The organism is Blastocatellia bacterium (assembly GCA_035275065.1).
Taxonomy (GTDB): Bacteria; Acidobacteriota; Blastocatellia; order UBA7656; family UBA7656; genus DATENM01.
Genome location: DATENM010000054.1, coordinates 41,981 through 59,730, shown reverse-complemented (window position 1 = coordinate 59,730; position 17,750 = coordinate 41,981). Strand labels below are relative to the sequence as shown.

Annotated in this window: 13 protein-coding genes; 5 read left to right on the top strand and 8 right to left on the bottom strand. The window is 60.2% G+C overall.

Annotated elements, in window-relative coordinates:
- Positions 1-78 precede the first annotated feature (78 nt).
- Both VJ464_11685 and VJ464_11680 read right to left on the bottom strand, forming a co-directional pair.
- The gene (locus VJ464_11685) at positions 79-4,707 is read right to left on the bottom strand and encodes a putative Ig domain-containing protein (GenBank protein ID HKQ05786.1); all 4,629 of its coding nucleotides are present in this window, start codon (positions 4,705-4,707) and stop codon (positions 79-81) included.
- A 390-nt stretch (positions 4,708-5,097) separates the two neighbouring features.
- Positions 5,098-6,177: a hypothetical protein gene (locus VJ464_11680; protein HKQ05785.1), complete on the bottom strand. Its 1,080-nt coding sequence runs from the start codon at positions 6,175-6,177 to the stop codon at positions 5,098-5,100.
- 40 nt (positions 6,178-6,217) lie between these two features.
- Between VJ464_11680 and VJ464_11675 the strand changes: the two genes are divergently transcribed.
- From VJ464_11675 to VJ464_11660, 4 genes are all read left to right on the top strand, one after another.
- Complete coding sequence (locus VJ464_11675) at positions 6,218-6,595, top strand: hypothetical protein (protein HKQ05784.1); 378 nt, start codon at positions 6,218-6,220, stop codon at positions 6,593-6,595.
- Positions 6,596-7,029: 434 nt separating this feature from the next.
- Complete coding sequence (locus VJ464_11670) at positions 7,030-8,937, top strand: 30S ribosomal protein S1 (protein HKQ05783.1); 1,908 nt, start codon at positions 7,030-7,032, stop codon at positions 8,935-8,937.
- Between the two features lie 76 nt (positions 8,938-9,013).
- On the top strand, positions 9,014-9,490 hold the full coding sequence (locus VJ464_11665) for an HIT domain-containing protein (GenBank protein HKQ05782.1): 477 nt from the start codon (positions 9,014-9,016) through the stop codon (positions 9,488-9,490).
- 44 nt (positions 9,491-9,534) lie between these two features.
- Positions 9,535-10,416, top strand: a complete 882-nt coding sequence (locus VJ464_11660; protein ID HKQ05781.1) for a glycerophosphodiester phosphodiesterase family protein — start codon at positions 9,535-9,537, stop codon at positions 10,414-10,416.
- A 118-nt stretch (positions 10,417-10,534) separates the two neighbouring features.
- Here VJ464_11660 and VJ464_11655 read toward each other — a convergent pair whose 3' ends face one another.
- The 4 genes from VJ464_11655 to VJ464_11640 form a co-directional block, all read right to left on the bottom strand.
- Positions 10,535-12,223 carry an MDR family MFS transporter gene (locus VJ464_11655; GenBank protein HKQ05780.1) on the bottom strand — a complete coding sequence of 563 codons (1,689 nt, stop codon included), beginning with the start codon at positions 12,221-12,223 and terminating at the stop codon, positions 10,535-10,537.
- 157 nt (positions 12,224-12,380) lie between these two features.
- Positions 12,381-14,726: a GH25 family lysozyme gene (locus VJ464_11650; GenBank protein HKQ05779.1), complete on the bottom strand. Its 2,346-nt coding sequence runs from the start codon at positions 14,724-14,726 to the stop codon at positions 12,381-12,383.
- Between the two features lie 152 nt (positions 14,727-14,878).
- On the bottom strand, positions 14,879-15,256 hold the full coding sequence (locus tag VJ464_11645; protein ID HKQ05778.1) for a rhodanese-like domain-containing protein: 378 nt from the start codon (positions 15,254-15,256) through the stop codon (positions 14,879-14,881).
- 214 nt (positions 15,257-15,470) lie between these two features.
- The gene (locus VJ464_11640; protein HKQ05777.1) at positions 15,471-15,704 is read right to left on the bottom strand and encodes a hypothetical protein; all 234 of its coding nucleotides are present in this window, start codon (positions 15,702-15,704) and stop codon (positions 15,471-15,473) included.
- Between the two features lie 479 nt (positions 15,705-16,183).
- On the opposite strand from VJ464_11640, the gene VJ464_11635 reads away from it, so the two are divergent.
- On the top strand, positions 16,184-16,708 hold the full coding sequence (locus tag VJ464_11635; protein HKQ05776.1) for a nuclear transport factor 2 family protein: 525 nt from the start codon (positions 16,184-16,186) through the stop codon (positions 16,706-16,708).
- Positions 16,709-16,793: 85 nt separating this feature from the next.
- Here VJ464_11635 and VJ464_11630 read toward each other — a convergent pair whose 3' ends face one another.
- Together VJ464_11630 and VJ464_11625 are read right to left on the bottom strand one after the other, a co-directional pair.
- Positions 16,794-16,940 (bottom strand): hypothetical protein, encoded by a 147-nt coding sequence (locus VJ464_11630; protein ID HKQ05775.1) that lies wholly within the window; start codon positions 16,938-16,940, stop codon positions 16,794-16,796.
- Positions 16,941-17,102: 162 nt separating this feature from the next.
- Positions 17,103-17,489 carry a hypothetical protein gene (locus VJ464_11625; GenBank protein HKQ05774.1) on the bottom strand — a complete coding sequence of 129 codons (387 nt, stop codon included), beginning with the start codon at positions 17,487-17,489 and terminating at the stop codon, positions 17,103-17,105.
- Positions 17,490-17,750 lie beyond the last annotated feature (261 nt).

Genomic DNA, 17,750 nt, shown 5'->3' with positions numbered 1-17,750 from the left:
TCAAGTTCACTGGCCCGCTGCCTTCACTGTTTCATGACTCTCTACTGCTTCCTGCCTCCTGCCTCCTGCCTCCTGATTTCACGGTGAAACGACGAGGCGCAGCGGCGTCGAAGTGGCAGTGGTGCCGAAGGGGTCGCGCACCTGGAAGACGAGCGTAAAGGTTCCCGCCACAATCGCCTTGCCGCCGAAAGTGCCGGTCGCCGGATTGAGCGTTAAGCCCGCCGGCAGCGCGCCGCTGATGATGCTCCAGGTATAGGGCTGCGAGCCGCCATTGGCGACCATCACAAAGGAGTAATCAACGTTGACCTGCGCCGTCGGGAAATCGCCCGTCGTCACCACCGTGAGCGGCCCCGCCGTCACGACGATGTGCAGCGAGTCCGAGAGCGCTGAGGCCAGAGTCGAGTCGGCTATCCTGATTACAAAATCGTAGTTGCCGGCGACAATCGGCTTGCCACCGATGACGCCCGTTGTCGGGTTGACCGTTAAGCCCCACGGCAACGTGCCGCTCGCCAATGTCCAGGTGTACGGCCCTGTGCCGCCGGTGCTGCGCAGCCCATACGCATAGCTCACGCCGGTGACGCCTGAAGGCAACGTCCCCGTATCGATGACGCCGAGCGGGCCGAGCGCAATGACCAGGTTTAAGGGCGACGACACCGCCGTGGTGTTGTCGGCATCCGTCACCCGCACCGTGAAGATGTAATTGCCGACGGTCGTCGGGCGGCCCGACAGAATACCCGTGGCGGCATTGAGCGTCAGGCCCGGTGGCAGCGTGCCGTTGCTGAGCCCCCAGGTCGCTGGCGGGCGTCCGCCGGTAAAGAGCAACTGCGTCGCGTAATCTTTGCCGGTCAGCCCCGGTAGCAGGTCACCGCTGGAGACGACGCGCAGCGGGTCAATGTCCGGGACCACCGTGATGGTATAGCTGGCCACCGCCGCCGCGCTGTTGGCGTCGGTAGCGCGCACGGTAAAGCTGAAGTTGCTGCCAAAGACCGTTGGCGTGCCGGCAACCAGGCCCGAGGCGCTCAACGACAGCCCCGCCGGCAGCGCCCCGCTGGTCAGCGTGAAGGTGTATGGCGCGCGGCCGTTGGCCGTTTGCAACTGCTGGCTATAGGCTTCGCCCTTCTTGCCGCGCGGCAGGTTGGTCGTGGTGATCATGAAGACGCTGTTTTGCAAGGTGATCGGGCGCGTGCCGACGACCGTCGCATTGCCCGCCGCGTCGAGCAGGCGCATGGCGAGCGTGTGATCGCCATTACTGAACTTTGTGGTGTCGAGCGTGAAGCTGTAGCCGGCCTTCGAGGCGTTCGGGAAGCTGCTCCAGACGGCGCCGATGTCCGGGCGGTTCAGCCCGTAGATGGCGTCGCCGACTTTCACGCCGTCCACCAGCACTTCGACGGCGGCAATGCCGACGTTGTCCAGCGCCCAGCCCGAACCGGTCGCCACCGTGCTGAGCGTGGCGCGGAAGTCTGGCACTTCCAGGTTGCCGAAGGGCGCGACGTGATCCGCCGGCTTGATGGTGATGGCCAGCGTGCGGGTCACCGACTGCTCCGCCGAATCGGCGACGCGGACGACAAAGACCACGGTGCCGGGCGAAGCCGGTGTCCCTGAGATCACCCCATTGGCCGACAGGTTCAAGCCCTGGCCGAGGCTGCCGCTGCTGATGCTCCAGGTGTAAGGCGGCGTGCCGCCGGTCGCTTGCAGCGTCTGCGAGTAGGGCCGTTCGGCGCTGGTCTCAGGCAATTGCACTGTCTGAATGACCAGCGGCGGCGGCGGCGGCACAACCAGAATGAAGAGCGTGTGGGTGCTAGAAGTGCCGACCGCGTCCTTAACGCGCACCGTGAAGGCGTAGGTGCCGACAGCGGTTCCGCGTCCGCTGATCGTGCCGTCGCTTTGCATCGTGATGCCGTCCGGCAAGGTTCCGATGTCGAGCGTCCAGGTGTAGGGCGCGACACCGCCGGCGGCGTCGAGGTGCGCCGTGTAGCTCAAGCCTTGCGTGGCGTTCGGCAGCGTCTCTGTGCGGATCGTCAGCGGCGGCGGCGGCGGGCCGACAGTGATCGTCAAAGGCTTTTTCGCCTGGCGGTCGGCCGCGTCGCTGGCGATGACCGTAAAGTCGCTCGTCCCCTGCGCCGTCGGCGTTCCCGACAACATGCCATCGGCTGAGAGCTTGATGCCATCAGGCAGGGCGCCGTATTTCGCCTTCTTCTTCTTGACCCAGTTGTAAGGCGCGCTGCCGGCGGTGGCCTGTAGCTGATGCTGATATGGCACGCCGACGGCGGCAGCCGGCAGCGGGTTGCTGCTCAGGATAGTGAATTGCGGCGGCGCTTCAATGTCAATGGCTAAGGCCCTGGTCGCCGTCTGGCCGCTCTGCTCGGTCACCTGCACCGTAAAGTTTGTGGTGCCGGGTGTCGTCGGTCGGCCCGTGATGCTGCCGTCGCTGCTCAATTGCAAGCCATCGGGCAGGTGCCCGGCGCCGACCGTCCAGCGATAAGGCGCGCTGCCGCCGATGGCCTGTAAGGTGCGCAAGTAATCCTGACCGACGACGCCATCGGGCAGCGATTCGGTGGTAATCTCCAGGGCGCTGATCGCCGGGTTGATGGTGATCGCCAGCGTCACGGTGACGCTGGCCGAAGCCGAGTCTGCGAGCCGGATGACAAAGCTCGACGTGCCGGCACGCTCAGGCACACCGGCGATGACGCCACTCGTCTGGTTGAGCGACAGGCCATCGGGGAGATTGCCCGACACCTTAGACCAGTTGTAAGGCGTCTGGCCGCCCGAGGCGCCGAGGCTCTGGCTGTAGGTCGTGCCGACCGAGCCGCGCGGCAACTGCGCCGAGGTAATCGTCAGCGGCGCGGCGGGCTTGACGATAAGGGTCAACGCCTTGGTCGCCGAGCCGTTGTTGCTGTCCGTAACTTTGACAACAAAGTTGCTGGTGCCGGCAGTCGTCGGCGTGCCGGAGATGCTGCCGGATTGCGAAAGCGTCAGCCCCGCCGGCAGCGTGCCGCTCTCGACGATCCAGAGATAATCGGGCCTGCCGCCGCTGGCGACCAGGGCGCGGTCATAAGCGACGGCGACCGTCGCTTCGGGCATGCTGGTGGTGCCGATTGAGAGGCTCGGCGCGACCGTCGGCGTAACGACCGGGACTTCGTTGGAATAGGCGGACTGGCCGCTGATGTTGAAGGCGCGCACGCGATAAGCGTAAGCCGTGTTCGGCAGCGCTGTGCCGTCTGTGTAGCGCGGCGAGCTGGTCGGCGTCGTCGCCAGCAGACTGAATTCGGCGCTCGTGCCGCCGCGCCGCTCGATCTGAAACCCTTGCGCCGCGCCATCGCTGCCTGCCGATGTGTCTTGCCAGACGAGCGTGACTTCGGTGGGCGAAGAAGCGGTGGCGACGAGGCTGGCCGGCGCCGATGGCGGCGGGGGCGGCAACTGGTTGATCCAGCCGATCTGCGCCGCGGTGTGCGGACAGAGGGCCAGCTCGTTGAGCCGCATCATGCAGGCGGTCGAGTTCTGCGTGCAGCTCGCATCCTGGCAGTTGCCGTTGATGGCTTCGCGGCGGATTTCGGGCGCGCAACTACAACTACAGGTCTGATAGCCGGGCTGAAAGTATTCATCGCAGGCGTAAAAGATGTGGCCGGTTTCGTGGCTGACGACGCGCGACAGCGGCCAGCCAAAGCTGCGGTACAGGCTCTGCACGTACGGGCCGCCGATGAAGGCCCACGAAGCGCGGTGGTCGGTAAACGCGGTCGCCGTGCCAATCGGGTTATACCCGACGAATATCGAGTAGGCCCAGTCGGTGTGCTGTTGCTGCCTGAGCGCCTCGTCATAGGCCGCGACGCGCGTCGCCGTATCGCCGTCGCTGACTCCGAGGTTCGACATGATTTTAGCGATCCAGAAGGTCGCATCACTAGCCGGGTGCAGGATCGGTTCGTAAGGCACCTGGCAGGCGGGATCGCTCGGCAGGTGGGTAACCAGTGTGAATTGCAGGGGCCGCGCCAACTGAAAGGCGCGCGACTGCTCGACCCACCAGTTCAAGCCTTCGAGCGTCTGCGAGACCGCCGCCGTCGCATCGTCATTCGACCATGAATAGAGGTTGGGGTCAGCCGTGCCGTTGCTCTCGATCAGAAAGAGGGCGACGGCCACGGTGCCATCCATGACGTCCGAGTTGCCGAAGAACTGTGTATGCACATCGCCACTGGGTGCGCGGCCCAGCAGCCGCAGGTTCTGGATCATCTGCTCGCGGTTGATCCGCGGGTGCGGCTCGGTATCGATGAAGCCCGGTCGGTCGGTCTGCGCCCCGGTCGGGCGCGCGGCGTCGCGCTGACGGCGGCGCGCACTACGGCCCGAAGCCATGTCATTGAACAGGCGGATGGCGATCTGTGTGTTGCGGTCGCGAAAGCCTGCGGGCGGCGCAGTGATGACTGCACGGTGAATGGCGCGTATACGGTGCTGGCCGAGGAGGCGGGCTTCGACGGCGGGCGTGATCCAGCCGAAGATGGCTTTCGGCGGCAACACCACGGCGACCGTGCCGCCCGCCGCCGTGATAAAGTCCCGCGCTTCAATCAGCTCGTTTGCGGTCTCGGCCTCGACCAGAACGAGCGCGTAATCTTTCATGGCTTCGACCGGCGCGCGCGACGCGGCAGTCTGTGCCGAAGCGTGGGCACTTGCAACAGTTATGAGCAGTAGCAGAACACAGCACAGCAAAACCACACGAAGCATCAGTAACAACCTCAATGGAGCGTGAATCCCGCAGCCGTTACTGCCTGCGTCGGCTGCAGGCGGGATGGCGCAATGAGCGAAACCAATGATCAGGGAAAGACGGCACCGGAGCCCTGCAACCGTCTGCCTGAGCTGGTCAGGGAAATTCGAGCGGGGGAGTTTCGCCCGAAGCCTGTCGTAGCTAGATTCCGATTCTCACTGAATAATTACGACTTCGCCGATAAGCTATGAATACCGCCCGCACCTTCTCCCCAACAAGCACGCGTGCGGCAAATAATTTAAGGTCGCGAGTATATCTGATTCGAAGCGCCGCTCGCAAGTCGAAAGCGATTGCGATTTTCTTCCATCCAAAGGTGGTTCCGGCTGATCGCGAGGTGGGGCGGGATGACCCTAGCTGGCGGGCGCATCGGCCTTGACGCGGCCTGCGACGGCCAGCAGCTGGTCGAGCGTATGATGCGTCACTCTGTCGCTATAGATGACGTCGAGCAGCGCCCTCTGCTTGTCGGCGATGCTCATCTGATTGAGATCGTTATCGGTAAAGCTTTCTTGTATGGCGTCGGACGGCTCGGGCTGGCAGCGCTGCCAGCCGTGGTAAGCGATGACGCGCCCCGGCTGTGCGGGCGCGGCGTTGGCTTCCGCTGTGCTCGCCGGGCGAGCCGCGACCGGCATGGCGACGACGTTCGTCGCGACGCTGCCGGTCACCGCGGCCTCTGCGGGCGCTTGCGGCCAGGCGACGCCGGCGATAACGGAGGGTGATGGGCGGCGCGATTTCGCCAGAATCTCATCATAGGTCTCTTGACATTCCGGGTAGGCGCGGACATAAGGCGAGCGCGCAATGATTTCCGCCCACCTTCTCGCCTCTTCGAGGCGGCCCAGTTCGGCGAGCTCAAGGGCCAAGTTGTTGATATACAAATAAGGGACGAGCGGTTGGGAAGGCGCCAGCGTGCGGACCAGCGGGCCGAGGCTTTCAAGGTGCCGCAACGCGCCCTGATGGTCGCCATGCGCGCATCTGTAGACCGCCATAATGGACTGCGCGTTGACGGTTGTCACCATGTCGCCGCCATATCGAGTCGAAGCGGCACGGGCCGCTTCGACGAAGAGGCGCACCGCCTCGTCGTGCCGGCCAGCTTCTTTGTAGGAAAGCCCCAGAGCCTGGATCGCCCGCGCCCGGAAGCCGAGAGGCAGGTCAAAAGATTCGGCCAGCCGCTCGAAGCCCGCCCGCGCCCGCTCAATGTCGCCGCGCCGCTTCCAGCAGAAGACCTGATAGTAATGGCCAAGACTTTGATACGGGCGCGGCAAAGGCGCTTGGGTGAGGATATGGCTGATCTGCTCGACCGTCTCTGTCGCTCTCAGGTCCAGCGCATGATCGGCGATAGCAATGAGCCGATTCCCCGCCGCCTTCAGGCTCTTTGTATCGTAAACAACCTTTACCAGTTTCGCGGCAATCTGCTGATAGAATGCGCCATGCAATGGGAGGTGGTCTGTGTCACCCTTAGGGGCGAACGATTCAATGTTGAAAAGCTTGTTCCTGGTCGCTTCCTGCATCATGTTTCTGCCGATGCTCGCGTCAATTTCCCCCGGCAAGCACTCAGCGGTTTCCGGGCCTGCGGTCATCGCCTTTGCCGGACATGCGACGGCGGGTGGCGAAGCCCGCACCTGCGGCTGCCCCGGCTACATCTGTGATCCCGACGAATCGCCCGGTTGTGCTCGAACCTCCGCCGCCAGCGGGCAGTCAGAGGATAAGACGCCGGGCGGCAAAACGCCAACCTCTGAGGCCGACTACGGCACCGCGGCGCTTTCGTGGCGTTGGCGCTGCTGGTCTGGCCGCGGCTGCGTACATAGCCAGCGCGACGGGCGGTATAAAACCAAAGCACACGATTTCAATTAACATTCAGCGAGCGCCCTGCCGCGGGGGCTTAGGTGGTTTTTATCACTTTGCCGTCCGGCATTCTACTATAAGTGCGCGCGGATTTCACGGGAAATTATGCGCCCCGCAATTGCTTGACAGGGCTGGCGTGAAAGTGTAGAGTTGAGCCTTGCCTCATAGGCTTATGAAGCGATATATAGACAGGCGCACACACTCAGAGTCCTGCCACGCTCTCTACAATCACGGAGAGTTCCGCAGCATCTGCGACACTCGATGCTAAAGCTATCGTGCTCGCTGTTGCGATTTGCGCGAGCAAGACCGCGCCCGAACGAATCGGCTCTGGAGAGGCTGTCGCCCATCGTCCTTCATAAAGCGAGCCTGACTTGCGCAGACCGCAGACTATGGGACAATTCCCCATTTCGTTGACTACGGCAGTCCAGGAGGAGCAGCAATTAATGGCGACAGAGAATGTAAACCAGTCCGGTGCGAGCGCGGTGGCCGATAGCGCCAAAGAGGAGACCGCTGCGCTGCCAGAGAGCGCCGGCCCAGACAACGCAGCCGCCGAGCCGCGCGCTGCGGCAGACGCGAACCCGACGGCTCAGGATAATCCCGCTCCGACCCCGGGCGCAGCCGCTCCGGCTGACGACGCGCCCAGCGAGTCTGCGGCCGACACGGAAGCCGGCGGCGGCGATTTCAGCGCCCTGCTCGAAAACTACGAGCGCGAGCAGGCGGCCACCAAACAAGAAGGCGAGATCGTCCGCGGCACGGTCGTCGGTGTCTCCGACAAGTACGTCATGGTCGACATCGGCTACAAGTCCGAAGGTGTTGTGGCGCGCGAAGAGTTCGTTGACCGCTCAGGCGGCCTCACGGTCAAGCCCGGCGACGAAGTTGATGTGCTGATCAAGAGCCTCGAAAACCAGGACGGATACGCGATCCTCTCGCGTGCTGCCGCCGTACAGGTGCAATCCTGGGAGAAGCTGCGCCGCGCCCACCAGAACCACGAGACGATTACCGGGCGCGTCACCGAGCGCATCAAGGGCGGCCTCAAGGTTGACCTCGAAGGCATCGCGGCCTTTCTGCCCGGCTCGCAAGTCGACGTACGCCCGGTGCGCAACCTCGAAAGCTTCATGAACCAGGACATCGAGGTGCGCGTCATCAAGCTCAACCGCAAGCGCGGCAACGTCGTCGTCTCGCGCAAGGCGGTGCTTGAAGAAGAGGCCAGCCACAAGAAGACTGAAACCCTTGAGCAGATCGAAGAGGGCGTCGTCATGGAAGGCGTGGTCAAGAACATCACCGATTACGGCGCGTTCATTGACCTCGGCGGCATCGATGGGCTTCTGCACATCATTGACATGAGCTGGGGGCGCATTCAATCGCCCGGCGACATCCTCAAGGTCGGCGACACGCTCCAGGTCAAGGTGCTGAAGTTCGACCGCGACAAAGAGCGCATCTCACTAGGCTACAAGCAACTGATGCCTGACCCGTGGCAGTCGGTGGCCGAGCGCTATCCGAAAGGCTCGCATGTCCGCGGCAAGGTCGTCAGCCTGACTGACTACGGCGCCTTCATCGAGATCGAGGCGGGCGTCGAGGGTCTGGTGCATGTCACCGAGATGACCTGGTCGAAGCGCCTGAAGCACCCGTCGAAGTTGCTGTCGATTGGCCAGGAAGTCGAAGCCATCGTCCTCGAAGTTGATTCACACAATCGCCGCATCAGCCTCGGCATCAAGCAGATTACGGACGACCCGTGGATGACCCTCGTGCAGCGTTACCACATCGGCTCGCGGGTCACCGGCAAGGTGCGCTCGCTGACCGACTTCGGCGCGTTTGTCGAGATCGAAGACGGCATTGATGGCCTCGTGCATGTCTCGGACATCTCGTGGACCAAGCGCATCAAGCATCCGTCCGACGTGTTGAAGAAGAACCAGACGGTTGACGCGGTCATCACCAACATCGATCTTGAAGGCCGGCGGCTGTCGCTGTCGATCAAAGATCTGGAGCCGAACGCCTGGGATCGCTTCTTCGAGGTCCACAAGGTCGGTGACACGGTGACCGGCAAGGTCGTGCGCTTTGCCAACTTCGGCGCGTTTGTCGAGATCGAAGAGGGCATCGAAGGCCTTTGCCACGTGTCGGAGTTGAGCGACGGGCGCGTCGAGAAGCCCGAAGACGCGGTGAAGATCGGTCAGGTCATGCCGTTCAAGATTTTGAAGCTCGACCCGGCGCAAAAGAAGATCGGTTTGTCGGCGCGCGCTGTCGGCAAGGAGAACGATCCCGAAGACGTGCGCAGCTACCAGGAGACTGGCGGCATGGCGACGCTCGGCGAGATGTTCAAGAATCTTCAGACCGGCAAGGACGACGAAGAGTAAGCCGCAACACTCTTCAGCCAATGTCTCAGCGACGCGACCCGAAGCGGTTTTGGGTCGCGTTTTTCTTTTGACGACTATGGATCACCTGTGGAGTCCCTGGCGTTACCGCTACATTGCGACGGCTGACCGCGCGGAAGGCTGTGTCTTCTGCCATGTGCAAGAGGCTGCCGAGGATGACGAGAATTACGTCGTCCATCGCGGGCGGTTGAACTTTGTCATCCTTAACCTCTTCCCTTACACGAGCGGTCATCTGATGGTCGTGCCTTACGAGCATCAGGCATCGTTCGCTGACGCAAGCGATGAAGCGACGGCAGAGATGATGGCCCTGGCCAAGCAGGCGCAGCGGGCGCTCGAAGCTGAGTATCACCCCGACGGCTTCAACATCGGCATGAACCTGGGCGGCGCGGCGGGCGCGGGCATCGCCGGCCATCTGCATCTGCACGTCGTGCCGCGCTGGGCGGGCGACGCGAACTTCGTTTCAACCATCGGCGAAACCCGCGTCCTGCCCGAAGACCTGGCGACGACTTGCGGCAGGCTGAGGAAGCATTTTTGAGTTGTGGCCTGGCTTACAAAACCAGTGACCGCAGGAGAGGCGACATGAAACTGACTGGCTGCTGCACCCCGCTTGCTCGGCGTTGGGCCGGCTTTGTTGTAACCGGACTCGTGGCGCTGCTCACCATCCATCCGCCTGCTTCGCGGGCGGCAGCGCCCGCCCCCCCCAGGCCGCTGATCATCGCGCACCGCGGCGGCGCGCTTGAATCAACCGAGAATACCATCGCCGCTTTTCAGCGCGCTTTCCGCATCGGCGCCGACGGCATCGAAACCGACATTCGCCTGACTCGTGACGGCATGGTGGTGGTCTATCACGACGATTACTTCGGGCGCGTCGAAGGCTTGCCGCAAGCGCAGCGCACGCGGCTGGTGTCGGACATGACCTACGGCGAGCTGACGGCGCAGACCTTGATCCCGGTTGGCGAAGACACTGGCGGGCGGCGCGTGCCGACGCTCAGCGACCTGCTGGCGCAGGTTCACGGGCGTCTGCTCAACATCGAATTGAAGCGCTGTGCCCGCTTCGAGGAGCTTGTCAAAAAGACCATCGCCATCTTGAAAGGTTACGCCGAGCTTGATCGCATCGTGTTGGAAGCGCCCGACCTCGATACGGCCAAGAAGCTCCGCAAAGCGCTAGGCCCACAGCTCAAGCTGCACATCAATCCCGAATACGATCACACCGCGCCGCTGCGAGATACGCTTAAACAGCTTTTGAAATTCAAGCCGCATTCGGTGTCGATCTCTTACAAGCTGCTGGCGCGCGACATGGTCGAGAGCGCCCACCGGGCGGGCGTCGAAGTCTGGGTGTGGACGGTCAATGACACCGGCGTGGCCGAGCGCATGCGGGAATTGGGGGCGGACGCAATCAAGACCGACCGACCAACGACTTTGATGAACTTATTCAGAGGCGATAGGACGAGTGACAAGTAACGCGGAGAGAAGTCAGGAGTCAGGAGTCAGAAGTCAGAAGTCAGAATGAGAATGCAGCGATAGCCAACTTCCTCTTCCCTTCTGGCTCCTGACTCCTGACTCCTGACTTCTCTCCGCGTTACTTGTCACTCGCCGCCGTCATTGCCGGCTCGTGCTCGGCGTCTATCGTCGCCATCTCGGCCATCAACATGCGCTCACAGTCGGCGGTCGAAGGCGCTTCGGTAGGCGACGCGGCAGCCGTGGCGGCTTGCCGCTTCGGCAGCATGAAGCCGACGATCAAAGCCAGCGCCGCAAAAATCACACCGACAATGAAGACGCGCTGGAGCGCGCCGCCGAGCGCCGCCGCCATCGCCCGGAACAATTCCACCGGCAGTTGGGCGCGAGCAATCGGGTCAATTAAGGCACTCGGATTGTGAACGACTTGCGCGACTTCCGCGGGCGGGCGTCCGCTGGTTCGTTGAATGTCGGCGAGGTGCGCCATCAGGCTGATCGTCATCACCATCCCCATCGCCGCGACGCCGAGCGTTTGCCCGATTGAGCGCGAGAATTGATTGAGCGAGGTGGCGATTCCCAGGCGGCTGCGGTCTACGGCGTTCTGCATCGTGACGATGAGCGTGAACATCACCAATCCCATACCACAGCCCATCGCCGCCACATCGATCATCAAGGCGACATGCGGTGTTCCCTGGCCGAAGGTCGCCAGCGCCGCCGAGCTGGCCACCAGCAGCATCAGCCCCGAAAGGATCGTCGGGCGATAGCCGACGCGAAAGATCAAGCGCCCGCCGACGACAGACATCGTTACCCAGCCTAATAGAAAGGGCGTCAAAAGCACGCCCGCTTGCGTCGCCGTGCCGCCCAGCACGCCTTGGACGAAGAGCGGGATGAAGGTGATGGCGCCGAACATCGCCGCGCCGACCAGAAACGAGATCATCGAGCCGACGGCGATGACCCGATTTTGAAACAACGAGAACGGCACAATGGGCTCGCGGGCGCGGCGCTCGGCGCGCACAAACAAATAGCCAAAACCGATTGCCCCCGCGACCAGCAGCCACATCCACGGGCGCGTCCAGATGCTCGGCTCGCCGCTTTCGACCAGCGCGATCAGCAGCAAGGTGACGGCGACCGTCAACCATGTCGCGCCGGCATAATCGATCACCGGATGCTCCGTGCGCCGCGGCTCGATCAAGGTGATGCCGACGACGGCGGCGGCGGCCAGCCCAAAAGGAATGTTGATGTAGAAGACCCATCGCCACGACCAGTGGTCGGTGATGAAGCCGCCCGCGAGCGGCCCAAGAATCGACGCCAGTCCCCAGACGCCGCTGAACAGGCCCTGCATGTTGGCGCGCTCGCGCAAGGTGTAGATGTCGCCGGTGATCGTCATCGTCAGCGGGATCAAACCGCCCGCGCCCAATCCTTGAATGGCGCGAAAGAGGATCAACTGCGTGATGTCTTGCGCCGCGCCTGACAGCGCCGAGCCGATCAGGAAAAAGACGACGGCACCCAGATAAAGCGACCTGCGCCCGAACAGGTCAGAGAGCCGTCCCCACACCGGCACGGTCACCGTCGAGGTCAGCAGGTAAGCCGAAAAAACCCAGCTGTAATGATCGAGCCCGCCCAGGCGAGCGATGATCGTCGGCATCGCCGTGCCGACGACGGTGGCTTCAAGGGCCGCCAGGAACATGCCGAGCATCACGCCCGCGGTCACTGCGCGGCGACGGCTCGGCGACAGCAAGACGTGCGGCTTTTCTTGCATGAACGATTCGGCAGGGATTGACTCGGTCGCTTTGTTGCGCGTAGGTCTTCGCATGAATTCTCAGCCGTTCTCTTCTATTCGGGCTCACGAGCCTTCACCCGATGATTATAACCAGCCGCAAGGCGTTTGCCACGCAGTCACCACATCGGCAGTCGCTCAGGGGCGAGGGAAAGAGAGGTCGCCTAGCGTTAGATGAGGGCCGCTTTATCATTCAATGGCGTTGAGCATTGGCAAACCTCTGAAGCTCCACCTCGGAGCCGTTAAAGCGATTCAGATTTATTGGACCTGAAATGCCGTCCACCGTGCCGGATTGAGAATATTGCCAGAAGGTCCATCGGTTCCACCCTTTCGGAAGTGATGGTTCAGACGAGCTATAAGACCCGATCCACAGCGGATAACCTCCGAATTCAGCGGTCAGATGCTCGTCCCAAAATGCTTTGTAGGCATAAATAATGGGTTTGCGTCCGGTCCGATGTTCAACCACATCCAGCCAGATTTTGACTGCGGCGGCCAAAGTTGCGGCATCTGGCAAAGTAGTATGTGCTAGGGAAGGTTCGAGATCAAGAACCGGCGGCAACTCGCCGACGTCTGCGCCGAGAGCTTGAAGAAAGGCAGTGGCTTGCTCTTTTGCGCCGTTCTCAAAACTATATATATGGTACGCTCCCCGCAAAATGCCAACCGCCTTGTACCCTTGCCAGTTGCGCTCAAATCCCCTGTCTTTCTTAGTCCCTACACCGGCGCGGAGGAAAACAAACTTGATCTTGCTTTTGTCAAGCTTCGACCAATCCACTCGGCCCTGATAGTAAGTAATGTCAATCCCATTGTTATCACCCGTCAATGGAGTCAGCACGCGTACATTTGCGCTCGGATTGTTGTTGCCTGAAGATGGAATACTGGGTCTAGTATTGGTATTCCCATTAGTATTGGCCGGATGAGGCACTGGCTTAATGAATACGATGAACAGAGCAACCGCAGTAGAGACCAGGAGGACGCCGACGATAGAGACGAAGGCGATGTTAAGCAGGCGGGCCTTTCGAGCCTCCTTCTTGGACTTCTCATGAAACGCGATCTGAACCGGGGTCAGGCTGTTTTCGTCGCGGGCGCGGAAGGCGGTCAGGCGATCTAAGTCTGGCGAACGCCAGAGCAGCCCCGGCGCGCGCTTCTGAACATCCCAGTACTGCGAGGCCTCTTCCAGTCGATATTGGAACAACAGATCGTCATAGTCCGCCTTGATCCACTCCTGCAACTGCGCCCAGTTGTCGATGAGCGCCTCATGCGTGAGCCTGGCGATCTCTGTGCCGTCCGGCTCGGCTGACAGGGTGATGATGCGCGCCCCGGGCGCGGCAAAGCGATTCAATACGGCTTTCACATGATTGCTGTCTTCGCCCTGACCGACAAGCTCCTGGACCTTGAGCGTGCGTCGGGTTGTCGGAATGTCCTTGCCGACGCGGATCAGGCGTAGGAAAGCGCGCCGCGCGATGGCCTTGTCGGCATCGCTCTGGAGGCTGTCGTAGAGCCGCTGCGCTTCCCTGGCCAGCGCGCCGCCGACCCCGCCGATTTCGCGCAAGGTGTCGGAGGGCTTAACGCCCCTGGCCATGCCTTCCCATATCCGCGTCAGCGCAAATTGCAGCAGAGGCAGCACCCCCTCGCGGCCCCTGGTTTCAGAGATCAGCAACTCCACGGTCGCGTCGTCCAGAGGGTGACCGGCGTGCCGCGCCGGCTCGGCAATCGCGCTGCGTAACTCCTCCCGCTTCATGACCGGGACGATCACGCCCTGCGTCGAGATAACCTGGTTGAACTCTTCCTGGTGAATCGTCTGGCCGATAAAGTCTGTGCGCAGGGTGAGGATGATTGCGGTATGACCGGAGCGGTCCGCCGCCGCCGTCAACAGGTTCTCAACGAATCGCTCGCGTTCCTGCGCGTCGTCACAATGAGAATAGATCTCCTCGAACTGATCGACGAAAAGAATCAAGGGGCTCACATCAATATCACGCAGGGCGGCGACGATGCGCCGCAGACCATCATAGCCGCCCTGCTCATTCCTGATCTTTAATTCCTCGACGAACTCTCGGACTTTTCTGACCGCGGCGTCCTCGTCCGCCACGACCCGCGCCAAAACCGCAGCCAGCGCTTCCAGGGGATGCGCCCCCGGCGACATCAGGGCGACGTGTGATGACTGCCGTCCGGGCAAGGGCTCGCGAGCGAGTTCGGGAATCAGCCCGGCGCGCACGACCGATGATTTACCCGAACCGGAAGGGCCAAGGATGGGTAAGATGCGTGGGAGTGGCTTTGCTCCGGGTTGCGGCTCATGGAGTTCGCCAAACTTTGCCCGAAGGTGCTTGATTAACTCTTCGCGGCCAAAAAAGAAGTTGGCGTCCTTCTCCTGGAAGGCGGCCAACCCCTTATACGGGTTCGGGCCGATTTCCGGCACCGCCGCAGGCCCTTCCGGCTCAAGCACCCGCGCCGTTTGAAAGATCACCACGTTACTATCGCCGGTAATGATGACGTTGTCATTGGCATCGCGGCCAATTCGGACTTGTCTGGCGTCATTCGTCATAAGGCGCTGACCTGACCGAGATATGTTGCGGCTTGGCTTGAGGCGGCGCAGAGCGAGCCATGAGCCTCACTCTTGCCGAGGCATAGTAATAAGGTAATGCTCTTTTGCGCAAGGCGGTGGGTGATCAGTGTCCTGCACCACCGACAGAATACTTATTGACCCTGGTCCTCGGTCGGATAGCCCAGCTCTTTCCAGCGCTTCCAGCCGCCGTCCATCGAGATGACATTGGTGTAGCCCATCTGCTGTAAGGCGTCTGCCGCAAGCGCCGAGCGATAACCGCCGCCGCAATAGAGAATGATCTCGGCGTCGTGATTAGGGATTGCGCCTTCGATGTCGCGCTCGATGATGCCTTTGCCCAGATGCACGGCGCCGGCGGCGCGGCCGGCCTGCCATTCGTTGTCTTCGCGCACGTCAACCAGGTGAAACGACTCGCCCGCCTGCTGACGGCGGCGCACCGCTTCGGGCGTCGTTTCTTTGACGCGCGACTTGGCGTCGTTGACGATCTTCAAGAACCCTTCCGAATGAATCATCGCGTTTCTCCTATTCCGGTAGCATAGCCCGCCGTGCCGCGCCTCGCAATTGAAGGCGGTCTCGGTCACCTGTCACGGCTATTCGCCCGGCCCGCAACGGGCGCTGAAACTTAGGTTGTCGCCATAAGACGGTCGTCTCCTATTCCTCCCCGGTGTTCGCCTGAAAAAATTCCAAAAAGACCTCTCAGCCGCGCAATTTTTTCGACGAAGCGGCTCATAAGACATGAAGGAGAGTGCCATCGCTGAGGCCCGGCCCGCTGATCGCCACCAGCTGATCGCGCGCGTTCCAGGTGTAGGTGTTCACCCCATCGCTGGTCAGGTTGCCATTCAGATCATAGGTCAGGGTCTGAGAGCCGAACGCCGTCTGATGGTTGGCGGCATTATAGCTGGTCGTGCTCACCGCCTGCGGCAGGTTGGTGCGGGCGAAGCTGCCGCCGGTCTTGACCAACCGGCCGCGGCATCATGGCTGTAGGTGAGGTTGCCGAGCGTTGTCGCGCCTTTTCTGTAGGTGAGGCCAACAAGGCGTGAGGCGTCGTCGTAGCCGCAGACCGTCACCACTCTACTTGCCAGCATCAGCGATGTGCGCCGTCATGACGCATCAGATTCTTGGCTTAAATAGCCATCACTCTACCAGAAGCTTTTCTCAGGGACGGCCTATAGCGATAAGAAAACACTTGAAAGCCAAAGCCGTGTGCATTACAAAGGCTCCGTAACTAGGGTGGGGTTCATCACGATCAAATGAGGATGGCATATTAAGGAAGCCATATCTTTATTTAGGCAAATAACTCATGTGGGGCTCTTCAAATTTGCCCGGTAAACACATCCTGCACCCACCGAAAAGTATAGGTGCGCGGAATGGTCAACAGCATCCGTCGCCACGTCTAACAGCCTGCCCCTTTAAGTCATGATCCATTATTCAGGTGAATTATGAAAAGAGTTCTTGTTATGGTTTTCGCTTATTCTTTCGTGTTCGCAAACGTCGGTATGAGTTTTGCCCAACAACGAGCGGTTTCTGTTGAACAGGAAAAAGAAGAGATTAGGAAAGTTCTCAATGATGAAGCACAGGCTGCAAATAACTTCCACCGCACTCATGACGTTGAAGGCAATCTGCGGTTTTATGCGCCAGAATTCTTCGAGATAAGGGATGGAGAGATAGGAACATTAGCTAATATAAGGCAGAACCTTAAAATAATCCTGGAGCAACTCAAGCTCGGGAAGCCCTTAATATTATTCGTTCAATACAGCAACATCTCCGTTGATGTGACCGGGAGTGCCGCTTGGGCCAGCTATGACATGACGTTGAAATATGGGTTGGCGGGAGAGCTAACTACACGTAATAAGAAATGCACATCGATCTTCAAGCGAAATGGCTCGAGCTGGTTGTTTGTTCATGATCATTGCTCGACCGTCAAAGAAATGCGTCCCACTTCGCCGCGAATGGACAACAATTAGCCTCCGCACCCATTGCCGCACGTGAGGCGCTAAGCACTCTGATGCCGACGTGTGTCAGCGCAATCAGTACACTTCAAACAATCGCTCATTCAGTTATTTTACTCATCATAAAATGTTCGTGCCCGCCATGCGCCCTTAGAGCCTCTAGCTTTGTAGCTAATAAATCCAATCCCTCTTTGTCGCAATGAATCTCAACCACACCTTTGGGATCATATTCAACTGTAAGTAACATTGTGTCCTCCTATCGCCAGAACTTACGCTTTGGCAACGGGCCGGGATATCCACGCGGACGGTTGACGCCGCCAGATAGTCTGATTGGGTCTGCGCTGATGAAGCGCCGCAAGGAAGGCGAGTAGTAGTGTGCCCGTTAGTAATAAAGCCCCGTGCTGGCGTTTTATGAATGATCCTCTGAAAGCTTTCTTTTTGAGAGCTGTTGCAAAGCGGTCTTAGCGAGAAATCTCTTCGTTGAATGTGCCGCTTCTTCCAATAAATCTAAAGGACAGTCCTTCCTTTTTAGTATAGCCACCATAATAGCACCACCCAGGCTGCTGTCTAAATCATCTTCTCCCAGTTTATAAAGAGCCTTCGCGATATTATCATCAAAATTTGCATTTCTTTGCATAAAACTCTGGAAAGCCCGCCAGCGATAATGCTCTGGATAAGGGTCTTCACCTTTTGCATATTCCCTTTCCAATTCTTTCAGTACATCTGGAGTAATAATGCCTAATTCGCTCCATTTCTTACTGAATTGAAAGATCATTACGATTTCTTCTTCCTTCATCTGCTTTCCCCGTTAACGCATCTCATTCCGCCATGAGGCAGTTTATGAAATCTAAACTCAAACACAAGCATAAAAGCCCAGTTGGCGAGATCCGCCCATCAAACTACGTTCGCCAACCAGTGAGCAGGAAGTCCCCCGGTTGACAAATCACTTATCTGATTGGGCTTTAAGACTTGATAATGAGATTGATCCGAAGGGCATACTTTCTCATTATGAAGCATACCAATCTCAGCCATTGTGACTTTGAGCGATCATTATAGT